We start from the raw sequence: 15,735 nt of genomic DNA on the forward strand, positions 1-15,735 counted from the left end.
ATATTGCATGTGATCGGGGAAGGAGATTTAATGTTATGACCAAATCAGATCTCATCGAACAATTGGCTGCCAGCCGCATGCATATGCCGGCCAAGGATGTCGAAGCTGCCATCAAGGAGATCCTTGAGCAGATGGCATCGACTTTGCAAAACGGCGACCGGATTGAAATCCGTGGATTTGGAAGTTTTTCACTGCACTATCGTGCCCCCCGCGTGGGCCGCAACCCCAAAACCGGGGACAAGGTTGAATTGACCGGGAAATATGTTCCCCATTTCAAACCTGGCAAAGAGTTACGCGAGCGTGTGAACATCGCTGAATAATGCAGAAAATGGCATACTTGGGTATGCCTTTTTTGTTTTTATGGTTTGCCTTGTGGCAATTGTCCGGTTTCTCCAAGTCTTTTCCCATTCGCTCTAGAGTCTGCCGGTGATTTTAAGGATAATCAGCCTTTCATTAGATACTGACAGGGAGCTCCTATGAAGCGTATCTTGGCCCTCATTCCACTGGTGCTGGTGTTTATTCTGACCCTGGCCGTCGGTTCGCAAAATGGTCAGCTGGTGCAGTTCAACTATCTGATTGCCCAGGGTGAGTTTTCACTCTCCATGTTGCTGGGATTCTTTTTTGGTGGTGGCTTCCTGCTGGGCTGGCTGGTATTCGGTCTCTTGTTCCTGCGTCTGAAGATGCAGAATCGCACCCTCAATCGCACCATGCGCCGTCAATCCCGCGAGTTGGAGCTGGCTCGGTCGGCTGCCAAGGAATAATGTCCCTCGATGCTTGAACTGCTTTTCCTGCTGTTGCCCATTGCTGCCGGCTACGGCTGGTACATGGGGCGCAGGAGTGTTCGCCAGGACACCCAGAAACAGAGTAACCAGTTTTCCCGCCAGTACGTGGCGGGCCTCAATTATTTGTTGTCCGATGAATCAGACAAGGCGGTGGATCTCTTTATCCAGCTGCTGGAAGTGGACAGCGAAACCATCGAAACCCACCTCTCCCTCGGCAACCTGTTTCGCCAGCGTGGCGAGGTGGATCGCGCCATCAAGATCCACCAGAACCTGGTGACCCGCCAGCTGACCCGGGAACAGCGCCAGCTGGCGTTGCAGGAGCTGGCGCGCGACTTTCTTGCTGCCGGCCTGCTGGACAGGGCCGAGGCGCTGTGGAACGAGCTGTGCGATGACAGCGACTATGAAGAGACGGCGCTGGCCCAGCTGTTGATCATTCATCAGCAACTGCGGGATTGGGACAAGGCCATCGACGTGGCGGTACGGCTGCAGAAGTTTCAGGGCAAGAAGCTGGCCGAGCCCATTTCCCATTTTTACTGCGAGCAGGCAGAGAGCGCCTTGCGTGAAGGGGACAAACCCGCCGGGCTTGCCAAGCTCAAGCGGGCGCTCAGCGTCAACCCCGCCTGTGCCCGTGCCAGTCTGCGTCTGGCGGAGCTGGCCATGGCAGCAGGGGAGTACGAGCAGGCCAGCAAGGATCTCTTGCGGGTGTTCGAGCAGGATATCGACTTTGCCTCCGAAGCCATTCCCTCCCTCAATGAGTGCTATCAGCGGCTGGGTCGTGCCCACGATCTCATTCCCCTGCTGGAGCAGGCGGTGGAGGATCATGCCGGCGTCAGCGTGACCCTGGCACTGGCCAAGCTGGTGGAGGAGCGTGACGGCCTGAGTCAGGCCCGTGCGCTGGTGCTGCGCCAATTGCGCCGTCATCCCTCCATGAAGGGCTTCTATCAGCTGGTGGGCTTCCAGCTGGCAAGCGCTGAGGAGGGCCCCGCCAAGGAGAGCCTTGAGCTCTTGCAGCAGCTGGTTGGCGAGCAGATCAAGATCAAATCCACCCACAAGTGCCGGCAGTGCGGTTTTGCCACCCACTCCCTGTTCTGGCAGTGTCCCTCCTGCCGCCAGTGGGGGTCCATCAAGCCGATCCGCGGCCTGGACGGGGAGTAAGAGCCACCACAAGATCATGAGCCAGGCCCCTGCGGCCTGGTGTTTTCAGGTCGAGCCGGGGCCAAGCTCCGGGCGGCGAATAACCATCGATAGGAAGTGAGATGCTAGATCCCAAAGTACTGGTTGCGCTGGATTATCAGCACGAGGCCGATGCCTTCGCCTTCATTGAACGTATCTCCCCGGCCCAGTGCCGTCTCAAGGTAGGCAAGGAGATGTTTACCCTGTTTGGCCCCCAGTTCGTGCGTCAGCTGGTTGCCAAGGGATTTGATGTCTTTCTGGATCTGAAGTTTCACGACATTCCCAACACCGTTGCCAAGGCGGTAGCCGCCAGTGCCGAGCTCGGCGTCTGGATGGTGAACGTGCACGCCAGCGGTGGCGAGCGGATGATGCGGGCTGCCAAGGAGGCGCTGCTGCCTTATGGCGACAAGGCGCCACTGCTTATCGGGGTGACCGTGTTGACCAGCATGGAGCAGGCCGACATGGCGCCGCTGGGGCTTACTGTCGGCCCGGCCGAGCAGGTGATCCGGCTGGCCAAATTGACCAAGGAGGCGGGGCTCGATGGGGTGGTCTGCTCCGCCGAAGAGGCGCGTGAATTGAAGGCGCTGCTCGGCGCCGACTTCAAGCTGGTGACGCCGGGGATCCGTCCCGCTGGCTCGGCTGCCGGGGATCAACGCCGGGTCATGACACCGCTGGCGGCGGTGGAGGCGGGGGCCGACTATCTGGTAATTGGCCGCCCCATCACCCAGGCGGCCGATCCTGCCGCCATGCTGGCAGGTATCAACGCAGAGCTGGCAAATCGATAATGGACTGGATGCCGGCCCGATGGGGCCGGCATTGCATCAGGGCCGAGTCACTCCTTGGGAGCGGGCTCGCGCAGGGTGATCGGGAGCAGGCCGAGTAGCAGGCCGGCGCCCGAGCCAATCAGATGTGATTCAATGTGTACCCTGGCGCCGATGAGGGCGGACACCGGGCTCTCTCCCGCACTGTAGAAGTCCACCCCGAGCTTGATCGCCACCCCTGCCAACATCAACCAGCCGGAGTAGCGGCGATAGCGGATATCCTGCAGCGCGCCCCAGACGAACAGGCCATGCAGCGCGCCCGACAATCCCATGTACCACTGGGTCTGCGGACACCACCACCAGATACCGAGCCCGACGGCGGAGCCGAGCAACAACAGCAGCAGCGGCAGCCGACAACCGGTCAGGTATTCGCGAAACAGGCTGTAAAGTACCCACAACCCGCTCAGATTGAGCAGCAGGTGCCACAGATTGGTGTGGGCCACATTGCCTGTTATGATGCGCCACCCTTCACCCTGTGCTATCAGGGTGCGATCGAAGGAGAGCTGGTGATTCGGCACGATGAAAAAGAGCAGCAAACTGGCGAGTGAAAGCGTGATGACCCAGAGCAATCCTGATTTTTCTGACAACATGAAACAGTCCGACGACAACAAGAGCCGCTACTGTACACGTTGCACCAGAGCCCTCAAAGCCTGTCTGTGTGATTATATTCGGCAGGTGCCGCATCTCGCCCCTCTCCATATTTTGCAGCATCCGAGCGAAGTCGGGCATCCCAAGGGTACCGCCATCCTGCTGGCCGCCTCGCTGGCGCAGGCCCGCCTGCACGTGGGCGAACAGGTGGCCGATGTTCCCGAGCTGGCTGCCTTGCTGGCCGATCCCGCGCTGCAGTGTTATCTGCTGTGGCCGGATGAGGAAGCCATCTCGCTTGCCAGGGTACGGGAGAGGGAGGCGACCGAGCCGGCTCGTCGGGTCTGTTTTTTGCTGCTTGATGGAACCTGGCGCAAGGCCTACCGGATGCTGCAAAGCAACCCTGAGTTGCAGCAGCTGCCGCGGATAAAGCTGGATGCCGTCGCGGGGCAATATTCCATTCGCAAGAAGCCGTTTCCAGAGGCGCTGTCGACCCTGGAAGCGGGCTACCATCTGTTGTCGCAGTGGGAGAGGGCGCCCGATCGCTTCGCCCCGCTGATGACCCTTTTTACCCATTTGAACCGGCAGTGGCACGATTTTGCCCAGGGCCGGCGCAGTTGAACTGCCCAGAGGAGAATAATTCGTGAAAAAAGCCGTTGTGGTATTCAGTGGTGGTCAAGACAGCACCACCTGCCTGATCCAGGCCTTGTCCCGTTATGACGAGGTGCACGCCATCACCTTCGATTATGGTCAGCTCCATCGGGAAGAGATCGAGACGGCGCGCCGTCTGGCCAGTGGGCTCGGCATCGCCGCCCACAAGGTGATGGACGTGACCATGCTGGGCGAGCTGGCCATCTCGGCCCTGACCCGGGACGAGATCCCGGTGAGCTTCGAGCTGCAGGACAACGGCCTGCCCAATACCTTCGTACCGGGCCGCAACATCCTGTTCCTCACCCTGGCGGCCATCTACGCCTATCAGGTGGGCGCCGAGGCGGTGATCACCGGGGTGTGCGAGACCGATTTCTCCGGTTATCCCGACTGCCGCGACGAGTTCGTCAAGGCGCTCAATCAGGCAGTCTCCTTGGGGCTGGATCGCGCCATTCGCTTCGAGACCCCGCTGATGTGGCTCGACAAGGCCGAGACCTGGGCACTGGCGGATCACTACGGCCACCTCGACACCGTGCGCCAGCAGACCCTCACCTGCTACAACGGCATTGCCGGCGACGGTTGCGGTGCCTGTCCTGCCTGCGATCTGCGCAGCCGTGGCCTGCAGCAGTACCTGGCGGACAAGGCGGGCGTGACGGCACGCTTGCACCAAAAAACCGGGCTGGGCGAGAAAAGCGGATGCTGAGCCTGCGTCTCGGCCATGCTTGGGGTATAATCCGCGACTTTTGCAACCAGCCGTGACCAAGATGCACTACCCAATCAACGAGATATTCCAGACCATCCAGGGGGAGGGGGTCTTCACCGGCCTGCCCGCCATCTTCGTTCGCCTGCAGGGCTGCCCGGTGGGGTGTCCCTGGTGCGATACCCGTCATACCTGGGTGGTCGATCCTGCTCGTGAAGTGGGGGTACAGGCGGTACTCGACTGCTCCAACGAATCCGATGGCTGGAGCAAGATGAGCACGGCGCAGATCCTGGCCAGCTTCCAGCAGCTTGGTTATCAGGCGCGTCACGTGGTGATCACGGGTGGGGAACCCTGCCTCTATGATCTGCAGGATCTCTCTGCCGCCCTGATTGAGGCGGGTTATCAGGTGCAGATCGAAACCAGCGGTACCAGCGAGATCCAGACCCATGAGCAGACCTGGGTCACCGTATCTCCCAAAATCAATATGAAGGGAGGGCTGCCGGTGCTGGTCTCTGCCCTCGAGCGAGCCAACGAGATCAAGCATCCGGTGGCCACCGAGCGCCATGTGGAGGAGCTGGATGCGTTGCTGGCCACCGCCAGCTTGCGTGAAAACGTGGTGATCGCGCTGCAACCCATCAGCCAGAAACCCAGGGCCACTCAATTGGCGATGGCAACCTGCATTGCTCGCAATTGGCGGCTCTCCATCCAGACCCATAAATATCTGGATATCGATTGAGATGGAGTGGTTGTCCGACGAGCGGGTATTGTTGTCCCTGGCCAACAAGATGCCTTATGGCAAATATCGGGGACGTCGCATCATCGATATTCCGGAGCCTTATCTGGTGTGGCTGGCCCGCACCGGTTTTCCCGCCGGTTCACTGGGTCAAACGCTGGCGCTGGCCTATGAAATCAAGCTCAACGGGCTGGAATCCATGATTGTTCCCATTATTAACAGGATGTCGGTATGAGGATATATACGAGGCAGGGTGACAAGGGCATGACTCGCCTGGCCGATGGGCTGCAACTGGCCAAAGACGATATGCGGGTAGAAACCTATGGTTATATTGATGAATTAAATTCTCATATAGGTCTTCTTATTGCCGAGGTGCCTGCGGCCGAAACCGGATTATTGGCTGACTTGTTATTATTGCAACAGGAATTGTTCGATCTAGGCGGGGAGCTGGCATTTTCCAGCGTCGCTCAGGAAGCAGCCATCTGGCAGGTGAATAATGAGTGGACCGTGCGGCTGGAGCAACAAATTGATGCCTACAGCGCCAATTTACCTGTGCTGCGCAATTTTATTTTGCCCAGTGGTTCCCGTGCGGCGGCACAAGCCCATGTGGTGCGAACCCTCACCCGGCGCTGCGAGCGTCTGCTGCTGACCTTGAGCCGCAGCGAGCAGCTCAATCCGGCCATTCTGCCCTACATGAACAGGCTGAGTGACTGGTTCTTCACTATTGCCCGTTACCTGCTGGCCTGTGCGGCGACCCCAGAAGTGCTCTGGGTCAAGGCCGCAGAGCGGGGCTGATAGCCAGGCTACAGACAATAAAAAACCTCGCGATGCGAGGTTTTTTATTGCGCCGATGCGGCTTTATCAGATGGCAAATTCTTCGACGGATTTACCTTCGGCAACGGCCTTGGCAATCACGGAAGGCATGCGGCCCTGGCCGGTCCAGGTTTTTTCCACGCCGTTGTCCATATAACGGTATTTGGCCGGGCGGGGAGCACGTTTGCCCTTGCTGGCCTTGGCGGGTTCAACGGCCACGGTGCCAACCAATTCGGCCGGATCGATGCCGGCTGCTTTCAGCATTTCGGCATATTCGTTAATTTTACGCAGATGTTCTTCGCGAGCCTGACGCTCGGCGGCTTCATCCTGCTGGCGCTCGCTGACAATAGCGGAGAGCTTTTCCAGACCTTCTTCCAATTGTTCCAGTGTCAGCTCACGGCAAGCGGCACGCAGGCTACGGATATTCAGCAGGACTTTCAAAAATTCGTTCATAGTGTTCACCACGCGAGCAAAAGAGTGAATTAAATAGATATAGTAATTTTGGCTAATTTATACGGCCATTTATGATCAAGTCAAGTCAGCTGAATTAATAAATTCATAGTGGAAATTAAGTGATCTATTTTGGATTCAGGCCCGATTCAGCAATATTGGCAATGTACATACTCGACTGAGTTCTTGATAGATGAAAATAGCGACAAAATCATAATGTTTGCACCATTTGACTACCACCATGCCATTTTAAGCCACGCCATTTGGTGATTTAATCAAAAAACTTGCTATAACGTGCCGGCACGATAAAATGTGCCTCGAATACCTTTAAGTAGAGGCGCGCTGCCTATGACTACTTGTGCGGAGGGTGATGCCTGTGATGCACGAGGAAAGGAGTCAGCGCCGAAGTAGCCAGGCCATCATACCGGGCTGCTGGTTCTGCATCTAATAGGTGCAGGACTGCCATAGTCATCCACTATGGAGCGCTACCTGAAGGGGCTGAGGAGTATTACCTCCCCATGGGTTTTGTTTCTTTATCCTCTCGGTAGATCTCCACCTGCTGTCTTTAGGTGCAAAGAGATCATGGACATCATTCACTACGCCGACTCCGGTTGGTCAATCATTCCGCCCCTGCTGGCCGTTGCCCTGGCAATCCTGACCCGCCGCGTCCTGCTGTCGCTGGGGGTGGGCATAGTCACTGGCAGCCTGCTGCTGAACCAGTTTTCTCCCCTCGATTCCCTGCATTACATGTTGAATACCGTGCTCAAGATCTTCTGGGTCGACGGGGCACTCAACCGTGACAACATCAACATGCTGCTGTTCATGCTGCTGCTGGGCGGCCTCATCAGCCTGATGAGCGTTTCCGGTGCGACCCGGGCCTTCGCCGAGTGGGCTGCCAAGCGCGCCAAGACCCGCAAGGGGGCCAAGACGCTGACCGGCATGATGGTCTTTGCCTTCTTCATCGATGACTTCTTCCACAGCCTGTCGGTAGGGGCCATCTGCCGTCCGGTGACTGACCGCTTCCAGATCTCCCGCGCCAAGCTGGCTTACTTGCTTGACTCCACCGCCGCACCGGTCTGCGTGCTGATGCCCATCTCTTCCTGGGGGGCTTATATCATCGCCCTGGTAGGTGGCATCATGGCGGCTCACGGTATCACCGGGCAGAGTCCCATCTCCGCCTTCGTCGAGATGATCCCGATGAACCTCTATGCGGTGTTCACTCTGATCATGGTGCTGGTGGTGATCGCGTTCCAGCTCGACATCGGCCCGATGCGTCAGCACGAGCAGTGGGCGCTGGAAGGCAAGCTGTGGGATGAGTCCAAGGGGCGCCCCATCGGCCTGGATATGGAGAGTCCGGAGGAGAGCAACGGCGGCATGATCGACATGGTACTGCCGATCCTGACCCTGACCGCGGCCACCGTCTATTTCATGATTGACTCCGGCGCGGCCGTGCTGGCCGCCAATGGCGAGCCGTTCAGCGTGCTCGGCTCGTTCGAGAATACCAACGTCGGCTCGTCCCTGGTATATGGTGCTCTGTGCAGCCTGGTGGTCTCCATCGGTCTGGCCATGCGTCTCAAGCTCGGTGCCAAGAACTGGATCAAGGCTGCGCCGCAAGGGGTCATGGCCATGTTGCCGGCCATCAACATCCTGCTGTTTGCCTGGACCATCGGCGCCGTGGTGCGTGACGTCGAGACCGGCAAGTACCTGGCATCGCTTGCCAACGGCAACCTGCCCATCGAAGTGCTGCCGGCTGTGGTCTTCATCCTCTCCTGCGCCATGGCGTTTGCCACCGGCACCAGCTGGGGCACCTTCGGCATCATGTTGCCATTGGCCGGTGACATGGCGGCGGCCAGTGACATCACGTTGATGCTGCCGATGCTGGCCGCCGTTCTGGCCGGTTCCGTGTTCGGTGATCACAGCTCGCCCATCTCCAGCACCAGTATCCTGTCGGCCACCGGTGCTGGCTGCCACCACATCGACCACGTGATGACCCAGCTGCCCTATGCCCTGGCCATCGCCTTCGGCGCCGCCCTCGGTTATCTGGTGATGGGGCTGATGCACTCGGTGCTGGCAGGCTTCAGTGTCAGTGCGCTCTGGTTCGTCATCTTCTCCAGCTACCATTTGCGCAAGGCAAGGTCCCAAGCGGACCTGGCCATCGCATAAAAAATACAAGGGGCCGCCAGGCCCCTTGGTTTTGTTGGGGGCTTTGGTTAGCATGCGCCCCATAAATTCAGTTTCGGAACAGTACCATGGCTTCACTGCACTACAAGTTTGCCACCATGAATTCAGGCAAATCGACCCAGCTCATTCAGGCGCACTTCAATTATCTGGAGCGGGGCATGCATCCCTTGGCCATGACACCCGCCATCGACGACCGCTTCGGGGTCGGGGTGATCAGTGCCCGGGTGGGGTTGGAGCTGAGAGTCGAGGTGTTCAGCGATAGCTGCGATCTGTTCGAGATGGTAAAAGCCCGCCATGCCGAGCGGCACATCGACGTGTTCATCGTCGATGAAGCCCAGTTCCTGACCAAGGAGCAGGTCTATCAGCTGGCCCGCCTCGTCGACGAGCAGGACATTCCGGTGATCGCCTACGGCCTCAAGACCGATTTTCGCGGCGAGCTGTTTCCCGGCTCTTACCACCTGCTCTGCCTGGCCGACAAGTTCGAGGAGCTGAAAAGCATCTGCTGGTGCGGCAACAAGGCGCACATGAACTCCCGGGTCAATGAAGCCGGCCAGGTGATGCGCGATGGCGAGCAGGTGGAGATCGGCGGCAATGATCGTTATGTCTCCCTGTGCCGCAAACACTATCTGGAAGGACGGGCCTTCAAATAGCCCCCTCTTCATCGCGATGAGTAGATAGAAAAAGGCGCCAATCTGGCGCCTTTTTTGTTGCTGGCGGTTCAGTCAATCTCGATGTCGACGGGGGCTATGATGGGATCGGCCACCGGCAGACGGTGGAACAGCTGGCGAAAGTGCTGCTGCACCCGGCCGATATCCACCAGTGACATGCCGGAGGCGAAGCCGAACCAGACGTAAAGGCCGGTGAGATCGCGAAACATGGGGGGCAGATAACGGGGCGCACTGATCAGCCCCTCCAGATAGTGCTGATAGAGCACCGGGATGTCGTCCAGGGTCACCTTGCCGACAAACAGCATGGGCAGGATCTCGGGCACCCCCTCCAGCACGGCGCTGCGGATGAAGTTGACCGTCTCCACATAGCCCTTCACATAGGAGAGATCCTTGGTGAAGCAGGCGCCCCCCTCGACCATGCCGCCGCGAAACACCCGCTGGGTGATCTTGTAGGCGTCGTGTTCGCTGGTGCCCTGGCCGACGAAGTGCTGGAACACTTCGATGAAGTCGGCGCCGCGCTCCGCCATGTCGATGGCCATCACCCGATCCGAGATGCGCTTGGCTCGATCCGGGAAGGAGCTGAAGGTGAGGGTTTCTATCAGCACCGCCAACCCCTCCTGACAGGCAGTGATGCGCGGCGAACCGGCACTGAGCCAGGTGGCATAGGGTTGCTGACGTCCGTTGAGGGTTGTGCCCACGTGCACCCAGCCCTCGTGGACCTCCAGCACCTGCAGATCCAGCTCGGAGAAACGGGCGTGGGAGTTGAGCTTGATGTAATCGCCGCCGGCCGCTGCGTCCGAGACGATGCCATCGCTCAGCTTGACCTGCACGGTGCCGTCACTGAAATAGCTCGACAGCTTGCCCTGCAATTTGGCCACCGCCGCTTCCCCCTCGAACTCTTTGGGGTAGGGGCGGACCAGGTGGCGGGCACCGGGCAGGGAGAAGATATCGCACAGCCTCGCGCCCAGCTCCTTGAGGGTCTTGCGATCGCCACGCAGGTGATCTCCGGCCGAACCGTACAGCAGCTGGCTGTAGCGCAGAAAATCCGGTTGGCCGCGCTGGCGCAGCATCTCGATGACCACCATATATTGATCCACCGTCTCTTGCAGGATGCGGCCAAGCTCGTCCTGGGGGCCGAGTCGGCGGCGGATCCTATCCCGCAACTCCTTGAGCTCCAGATACTTGTTGCGGGGATCGAAGCCGAGGGGGAGGCCGTCATAGAAGGCCTTGTCGACGGCCGGCAGCGTACGTCCTCCACTGGCCAAAAAGTCGGCCTGCAGGTGACGGGGCCACTTGATGGCATCCAGAATGCGGATGGGCTTTTGCAGGATCAAGAGTTCATCCGAGAGGGATTTCAGATGCAGGCGGTACTTTTCTTGGATGGTCATTTAGCCCCCTGTGGGGCGAGTGTGGCGCTGGAATGGGCTGAGTATATGCAGGCGGCTTGCCAAAAAGAAGCGAGGCGTGTGCTTATCCGGCCAGTGCGCTTTTGGTTGCCGGAAAATTGGTTTAGACTGCGCCCCTTGATCCCAATTGTGTCGTGGAAATGATGAATATCCCCAGCTCCGAAATGATAATGCGTTGGTTGCAGCAGGCTCGTATCGAGCACTACGTCTGTGATCAGTGCCACGGTATCCACATTGTCTCTCTGCAGTCCGTCGAAGGCATTCAGGAGAGCCGGATCTTCGTCGAAGAGGAAGGGTTGCTGTTTTCATCCGAGCTGGAGGTGCGTCCCTCCGCCTTGCTGCCGCTGGTGGCCGAACTGGGTCGTCTCAACATGCAGTACCCGTCGCTCAAGGTGTTCCTCGACATCATCGATGACAACCTGCCGCGTCTGGTGGTGGGCCACACCGTCTTCACCAAGGCCGGTCTGTCGGTCGAGCAGTTCCTGCTGTTCGTTGAAAGCACCATCGCCACCACCCATGAAGTGGTCTCCGAATGCGAGCGGTTGGGCTTCCTGAATCTGCCGGAAATCCAGGTTGCACCGGAGTCTGTGCACTGATTTGTGCGTTAAATGTGCGAACGGTTCGCCTGATGCAAAAAGCCGTTGACGCCGGCGGGGCTTTCCCCTAAATTACGCCCCGTTCCAGCGCAACGGCGCAGCGAACATCGTGCTGGCTGAGCACGTTAAACAGCAGACCAAAATTTGGTGAGGTGTCCGAGTGGCTGAAGGAGCACGCCTGGAAAGTGTGTATACGGCAACGTATCGAGGGTTCGAATCCCTCCCTCACCGCCAAATTGAGTGTGAATCAACCCCATGAATTTCATGGGGTTTTTTCGTTTCTGGAGGAGCGAAAAGGCCAGTGTCACTATGAGGTGTCACGATCATGCCGAGCTACTTGCTGAAAAACCGAAACGGAAACTACTACACCCGCATTCCGTTTCCCCAATCCCTCCGCCTGTTAGGCTGCCCCCTAGAGATCCGAGTCTCCCTGCTCACCAAGGATCGCAGTGAAGCCACGCTACGCAATCTGGTTGCAGCACATGGCATCAAGATAATGATGGGCAGATTACCCGCTCTCTTGAGGACTGACAGCCATCAGCCGACGACCCGTTTTCGAGACCTTATCGCGCCGGATCTGGCTCGCTTACGCCAACAACTGCTTTCCTCTGCTAACGGGCTTATTCAGTCGTCCCCACTTCCTTATAGTCAGCCCGATGACGTGTCAGCAGCATCCTGCTGCGACTCTCCAATGAGGGCATCGCAGTTACAGCCGTCTCTTGAGCCGATGCAGCACCTTGATCCGGTTACAGTGCCCAAGGCAATGGGCCAGTTGCAGGCTGAGTTTCTGGAGCGCAAATCGAATGAAAAAATCTCATCACGTTCGCTCCAGCAGCTCCAGACTCGTACAACAGCACTTATCAACGCTGTGGGTGGTGGCTTCTTCGTACAGGCTTTGAAATTCAGGCATGTAGATCAGTTTGTTCAGGAGCTGGCGACCAGTAAGGGACTGAAGACTGTGCGTGAATACAAGGCGGCCTGTACCCAGATGCTGAATTTTGCTGTGCAGATGGAATATACGGCCAAAAATCCATTTGATCAGGTCAAAATAAAATGTGCGCAGCCGACCCCACGACAGCGCTGGGAGCCCACCCAGCTCAGGGCATTGTTCAGCTCGGTAAACTTCACCCAGCACGCTTACAGCAACGTCGATGACTATTGGATACCCTTGGTACTACTACACACTGGCGCACGGCCTGCGGAGATCTGTCAGCTACGTGTCAGTGATGTGATGACCCAGAATAATATCGCTTGCCTCAACATTACCGACGAGGGAGAGGCGCAGTCGATCAAAAACGGCAACAGCAGGCGACTCGTACCCATCCACAGCAGGTTGATTGCGCTGGGATTCCTGCATTATGTCGAATTACGACGTAGGCAGGGCCATGTGCAGCTATTCAGTTGTACGGCTACAGGGGAGTTTGGCGAATGGACCAAAAATTTCGAGTGCCGCTTCTCCCGCTACCTGGGGAAACTGGGATTTGTGGCGGGGCAACGACCTACCGCCTATGGGTTCCGTCACACCGTTATTGATGAGCTGCAACAGCGTGATACACCCGAACATGCGGTCGCAGACCTGGCAGGACATAGCAAAATTGGTTTTACCTATCGCCATTATGGAAAAAAATCCACAGTGCAGCGTTTGCAGGCTGTAGTAGAACAATTAGATTTTTCTGATGCGCTTAAATTTGTTCTCCCTCACCGTCCAGAATAAGATTATTAAATAATATAAATAATTTCATCTGGACTATTTATATTGTTTTTTCTGGTGATGAATGACGCACATTAGGAATATCTAATAACCTGTCTTAAATTCCACTGAAATATTAGTAAAAATGGATATTGACAAGCCTGAAAAAATGTGATTTTGCATGTTGACATGTCGTTTTGATGCGGTTAGTCTCACTGCAAATGACATGAGGATGGAGTTAATGGCGTATAGAAAAAACAGGATGGCAATGACGATTGAAGTGGCACTAAAAAATAATGTTCTTATTATGAAGCCGGCATATGCGCCAGCTACATTTAAGGCTTTTCGTCGCAAATCTGAACAGCTGAATAAATGGATTGGTAGGCAGATTATCTCTGATGTGACCGCAACCGACATGGGCCTCTTTTTGGCTAGGTTGCATCAGGAATATAGTAACAAAACTGTAAATCACTATCTCTCAATCTTGCGGCAGATATTCACTCGGGCTGTGGACGATAGGCTGATTGCCATGAGTCCGATACAAAATATAAAAACGTGTAAAACATCTTCCAACGATCCCGATCCATTTTTACAGCATGAGATCCAGGCTCTGAGGAGTTGCGAGGAGCATTACCCGATTGAGGTGGCATTAATCACCCTGGGAATCGGTACTGGGCTGCGAATTAGCGAACTCATGGCTCTTACTGTCGAGTCAATTGATCTGAATAAGCAGCAGCTGTTTATCGATTTAGCGCTGGTGGATAAGGAATTTAAAATCCCAAAAACCAGGGAGTCAAAACGGGTCATTGAACTGTGTGGCTGGACTCTGAGCGCAGCCAAAACACTGGTTGAGTATGCCCATCAAAGACAACCTCAGTTAATTACTGTATTACAAGCGGACAATAAAAAATCTTTACAGATGTATAGAACCTTATTGGCGTATTCGCAGGAAGAAGATCGGCCCTATGTCTCTGTTGACGATTTTCGGGAGGCATTTTTTAGGCCCTATTGTGAACGAGTAGCTGTACGCTATCGAGGGCCTAGCCAATTCCGCCACACCTATGCGAGTCAGATGCTCACTGCGGGCGTCTCTGTAGAGCGGATTGCCCGTAAAATGGGGCTAACCAGTACCGCCATGATATATAGGCACTACGGGAAATGGATTGTAGAGGATGCACCTGATTATGATGCCGTTGAGGATACTGTGCTGGACCGCTGTTTTAATGGTTTTACGAAACTGGAACCAGCTACGATAGCTAAATCCGACGAGTCTCATCAGTGTTATGGTTCAGACACTGCGTCTATAGACGATAGTGATTCGAGAATACACGATATTTCCGTTAATAGCTCATCTACATTACATATGGATGATAGGCGGATGGCAGCTATACATAAATTGAGCCAGCGATGGGGAGTAGACAAAAACAATATATTCTTATAGGTCAAGTGGTTTTATTTAACTAACAACAAATCCACGATATAATACTGTATGCAATAATTCAATTATTGTAGTGATACCGTTCACTATCATTTTACGATAAACGTTACGTGAGGTGTTATCCTATATGGCTGGCGCTCATAACTGTTGCGTTAAGATAATAGATTTTAAATAGGGGCCGAAAAGAGCCCTAGGAGATATATGACTACCAAAAAGACTGAGTTTGAGTATACGAAGCTGGCTGAATTTTTTTACCAACGCCTTGAAAATAGGGCGATACCACTCACGGCAAAAAACATTTCTAATGAATTGCTAGCCTGTGCACCAGATTACCGACCAGGGTATTGGCGGAGACTGCGATGTGCTTTGGCATATCACCAGAATATGCTGGGCTATGTTGATGCTGCCGAGCGTATTCGGAGGGCGAAAAACCCTGTGACTGCACATGGTAGTAATTTATCAAAAAAATCCAGACAGCCCCGCGCGAGGGCGATCAATCAGGCAGATGAGGATGCTCTGAAATCATATTTTAACCAGCGTGGTGACATTAGTATGGTTTCTGCCATCCTCATTTTTAAAAACGCAGGTATTAGACCCGCAGAGCTTTCAGGTCTGAGAGTGGATGGAAATCGGCTTATTGTGACGGGCGCTAAAAAAAGCCATAGCGGACAACGGGGGGCAGACCGCACTTTACTGTTGGATGGCATCGATTCTGGCCTGCTCAGATATTGTGTCATGCAGGCGCAACGAGTAGACATTGGTGTGATGCAGGACAGGCTGCGGGCTGCTGGTAAAAAACTATGGCCTAGGCGTAGGGCTCTACCCACATTTTATAGCTGGCGTCACCAGCTCGGCTCTGAGCTCAAAGGTTCCGGAATGGACCGCCAACGTATTGCATATTTGATGGGCCATCAGGCCACTGGCTCTGTTGATCGTTATGGCAATAGGAAATTGGCTAGAGGTGGGCGACTGCCTAGGGAAGGTGCGAACAAGTCCCTGATATGAGATCATGTTTGTCATCTGGAGCCATGGAACAGGGTTCATCATGAGT

General features: G+C 55.8%; 18 protein-coding genes, 1 tRNA gene and 1 riboswitch. Of the genes, 16 read left to right on the plus strand and 3 right to left on the minus strand.

What is annotated here, in order from left to right:
- Positions 1-35 precede the first annotated feature (35 nt).
- The 4 genes from ihfB (at position 36) to pyrF (ending at position 2,740) form a co-directional block, all read left to right on the plus strand.
- Positions 36-320, plus strand: a complete 285-nt coding sequence (gene ihfB, locus PG899_RS18010) for an integration host factor subunit beta (protein ID WP_011705691.1) — start codon at positions 36-38, stop codon at positions 318-320.
- A 156-nt stretch (positions 321-476) separates the two neighbouring features.
- The gene (locus tag PG899_RS18015; protein ID WP_011705692.1) at positions 477-761 is read left to right on the plus strand and encodes a LapA family protein; all 285 of its coding nucleotides are present in this window, start codon (positions 477-479) and stop codon (positions 759-761) included.
- Positions 762-770: 9 nt separating this feature from the next.
- Entirely contained in the window at positions 771-1,937 is a 1,167-nt protein-coding gene (lapB, locus tag PG899_RS18020) for a lipopolysaccharide assembly protein LapB (RefSeq protein WP_016350438.1), read from the plus strand.
- A gap of 101 nt (positions 1,938-2,038) precedes the next feature.
- Complete coding sequence (pyrF, locus tag PG899_RS18025) at positions 2,039-2,740, plus strand: orotidine-5'-phosphate decarboxylase (RefSeq protein WP_011705694.1); 702 nt, start codon at positions 2,039-2,041, stop codon at positions 2,738-2,740.
- 47 nt (positions 2,741-2,787) lie between these two features.
- Here the strand turns inward: pyrF and rrtA are convergent, their stop codons facing one another.
- Complete coding sequence (gene rrtA, locus PG899_RS18030) at positions 2,788-3,366, minus strand: rhombosortase (protein WP_225319234.1); 579 nt, start codon at positions 3,364-3,366, stop codon at positions 2,788-2,790.
- On the opposite strand from rrtA, the gene PG899_RS18035 reads away from it, so the two are divergent.
- The 5 genes from PG899_RS18035 (at position 3,296) to PG899_RS18055 (ending at position 6,237) form a co-directional block, all read left to right on the plus strand.
- Positions 3,296-3,982, plus strand: coding sequence for a tRNA-uridine aminocarboxypropyltransferase (locus PG899_RS18035; protein WP_080697974.1), 687 nt, complete (start codon positions 3,296-3,298; stop codon positions 3,980-3,982). The genes rrtA and PG899_RS18035 overlap by 71 nt on opposite strands.
- A gap of 22 nt (positions 3,983-4,004) precedes the next feature.
- Positions 4,005-4,712, plus strand: coding sequence for a 7-cyano-7-deazaguanine synthase QueC (gene queC, locus PG899_RS18040; protein WP_190283633.1), 708 nt, complete (start codon positions 4,005-4,007; stop codon positions 4,710-4,712).
- Positions 4,713-4,773: 61 nt separating this feature from the next.
- Positions 4,774-5,445 carry a 7-carboxy-7-deazaguanine synthase QueE gene (queE, locus tag PG899_RS18045; RefSeq protein ID WP_045526445.1) on the plus strand — a complete coding sequence of 224 codons (672 nt, stop codon included), beginning with the start codon at positions 4,774-4,776 and terminating at the stop codon, positions 5,443-5,445.
- A 1-nt stretch (position 5,446) separates the two neighbouring features.
- Positions 5,447-5,677 (plus strand): DUF3820 family protein, encoded by a 231-nt coding sequence (locus tag PG899_RS18050; RefSeq protein WP_005299948.1) that lies wholly within the window; start codon positions 5,447-5,449, stop codon positions 5,675-5,677.
- On the plus strand, positions 5,674-6,237 hold the full coding sequence (locus PG899_RS18055) for a cob(I)yrinic acid a,c-diamide adenosyltransferase (protein ID WP_085735180.1): 564 nt from the start codon (positions 5,674-5,676) through the stop codon (positions 6,235-6,237). Before PG899_RS18050 ends, PG899_RS18055 begins: the two co-directional genes overlap by 4 nt.
- A 66-nt stretch (positions 6,238-6,303) precedes the next feature.
- On the opposite strand, the gene PG899_RS18060 is transcribed toward PG899_RS18055, so the two are convergent.
- Positions 6,304-6,708 carry an H-NS family histone-like protein gene (locus tag PG899_RS18060; protein WP_190283632.1) on the minus strand — a complete coding sequence of 135 codons (405 nt, stop codon included), beginning with the start codon at positions 6,706-6,708 and terminating at the stop codon, positions 6,304-6,306.
- Positions 6,709-7,029: 321 nt separating this feature from the next.
- A riboswitch (Lysine riboswitch) is annotated at positions 7,030-7,201 on the plus strand.
- Between the two features lie 86 nt (positions 7,202-7,287).
- Between PG899_RS18060 and PG899_RS18065 the strand changes: the two genes are divergently transcribed.
- Complete coding sequence (locus PG899_RS18065; RefSeq protein ID WP_011705702.1) at positions 7,288-8,868, plus strand: Na+/H+ antiporter NhaC family protein; 1,581 nt, start codon at positions 7,288-7,290, stop codon at positions 8,866-8,868.
- Positions 8,869-8,954: 86 nt separating this feature from the next.
- Positions 8,955-9,536: a thymidine kinase gene (locus PG899_RS18070; RefSeq protein WP_016350445.1), complete on the plus strand. Its 582-nt coding sequence runs from the start codon at positions 8,955-8,957 to the stop codon at positions 9,534-9,536.
- Between the two features lie 68 nt (positions 9,537-9,604).
- Here PG899_RS18070 and PG899_RS18075 read toward each other — a convergent pair whose 3' ends face one another.
- Positions 9,605-10,942, minus strand: a complete 1,338-nt coding sequence (locus PG899_RS18075; protein WP_016350446.1) for a flavohemoglobin expression-modulating QEGLA motif protein — start codon at positions 10,940-10,942, stop codon at positions 9,605-9,607.
- Positions 10,943-11,100: 158 nt separating this feature from the next.
- Between PG899_RS18075 and PG899_RS18080 the strand changes: the two genes are divergently transcribed.
- The 5 genes from PG899_RS18080 to PG899_RS18100 all read left to right on the plus strand — a co-directional run bounded on the left by PG899_RS18080 (position 11,101) and on the right by PG899_RS18100 (position 15,689).
- A complete protein-coding gene (locus PG899_RS18080) occupies positions 11,101-11,556 on the plus strand; it encodes a YbjN domain-containing protein (protein ID WP_029301206.1) in 456 nt (151 codons plus the stop codon).
- Positions 11,557-11,702: 146 nt separating this feature from the next.
- Positions 11,703-11,790 (plus strand) — tRNA-Ser (locus tag PG899_RS18085).
- A 91-nt stretch (positions 11,791-11,881) separates the two neighbouring features.
- The gene (locus PG899_RS18090) at positions 11,882-13,270 is read left to right on the plus strand and encodes a site-specific integrase (RefSeq protein WP_063625531.1); all 1,389 of its coding nucleotides are present in this window, start codon (positions 11,882-11,884) and stop codon (positions 13,268-13,270) included.
- A gap of 244 nt (positions 13,271-13,514) precedes the next feature.
- Positions 13,515-14,687 carry a tyrosine-type recombinase/integrase gene (locus PG899_RS18095; protein ID WP_199763661.1) on the plus strand — a complete coding sequence of 391 codons (1,173 nt, stop codon included), beginning with the start codon at positions 13,515-13,517 and terminating at the stop codon, positions 14,685-14,687.
- Between the two features lie 198 nt (positions 14,688-14,885).
- Positions 14,886-15,689 (plus strand): site-specific integrase, encoded by an 804-nt coding sequence (locus PG899_RS18100; protein WP_270697534.1) that lies wholly within the window; start codon positions 14,886-14,888, stop codon positions 15,687-15,689.
- Positions 15,690-15,735: the final 46 nt, after the last annotated feature.

The organism is Aeromonas sp. QDB39, from assembly GCF_027707585.1.
Classification (GTDB): Bacteria; Pseudomonadota; Gammaproteobacteria; order Enterobacterales; family Aeromonadaceae; genus Aeromonas; species Aeromonas hydrophila.

Coding starts and splice junctions, on each gene's coding strand:
- ihfB (WP_011705691.1), top strand. CDS start 36: ATGACCAAATCAGATCTCATCGAACAATTGGCTGCCAGCCGCATGCAT.
- PG899_RS18015 (WP_011705692.1), top strand. CDS start 477: ATGAAGCGTATCTTGGCCCTCATTCCACTGGTGCTGGTGTTTATTCTG.
- lapB (WP_016350438.1), top strand. CDS start 771: ATGCTTGAACTGCTTTTCCTGCTGTTGCCCATTGCTGCCGGCTACGGC.
- pyrF (WP_011705694.1), top strand. CDS start 2,039: ATGCTAGATCCCAAAGTACTGGTTGCGCTGGATTATCAGCACGAGGCC.
- PG899_RS18035 (WP_080697974.1), top strand. CDS start 3,296: ATGAAAAAGAGCAGCAAACTGGCGAGTGAAAGCGTGATGACCCAGAGC.
- rrtA (WP_225319234.1), bottom strand. CDS start 3,366: ATGTTGTCAGAAAAATCAGGATTGCTCTGGGTCATCACGCTTTCACTC.
- queE (WP_045526445.1), top strand. CDS start 4,774: ATGCACTACCCAATCAACGAGATATTCCAGACCATCCAGGGGGAGGGG.
- PG899_RS18050 (WP_005299948.1), top strand. CDS start 5,447: ATGGAGTGGTTGTCCGACGAGCGGGTATTGTTGTCCCTGGCCAACAAG.
- PG899_RS18055 (WP_085735180.1), top strand. CDS start 5,674: ATGAGGATATATACGAGGCAGGGTGACAAGGGCATGACTCGCCTGGCC.
- PG899_RS18060 (WP_190283632.1), bottom strand. CDS start 6,708: ATGAACGAATTTTTGAAAGTCCTGCTGAATATCCGTAGCCTGCGTGCC.
- PG899_RS18065 (WP_011705702.1), top strand. CDS start 7,288: ATGGACATCATTCACTACGCCGACTCCGGTTGGTCAATCATTCCGCCC.
- PG899_RS18070 (WP_016350445.1), top strand. CDS start 8,955: ATGGCTTCACTGCACTACAAGTTTGCCACCATGAATTCAGGCAAATCG.
- PG899_RS18075 (WP_016350446.1), bottom strand. CDS start 10,942: ATGACCATCCAAGAAAAGTACCGCCTGCATCTGAAATCCCTCTCGGAT.
- PG899_RS18080 (WP_029301206.1), top strand. CDS start 11,101: ATGATGAATATCCCCAGCTCCGAAATGATAATGCGTTGGTTGCAGCAG.
- PG899_RS18090 (WP_063625531.1), top strand. CDS start 11,882: ATGCCGAGCTACTTGCTGAAAAACCGAAACGGAAACTACTACACCCGC.
- PG899_RS18095 (WP_199763661.1), top strand. CDS start 13,515: ATGACGATTGAAGTGGCACTAAAAAATAATGTTCTTATTATGAAGCCG.
- PG899_RS18100 (WP_270697534.1), top strand. CDS start 14,886: ATGACTACCAAAAAGACTGAGTTTGAGTATACGAAGCTGGCTGAATTT.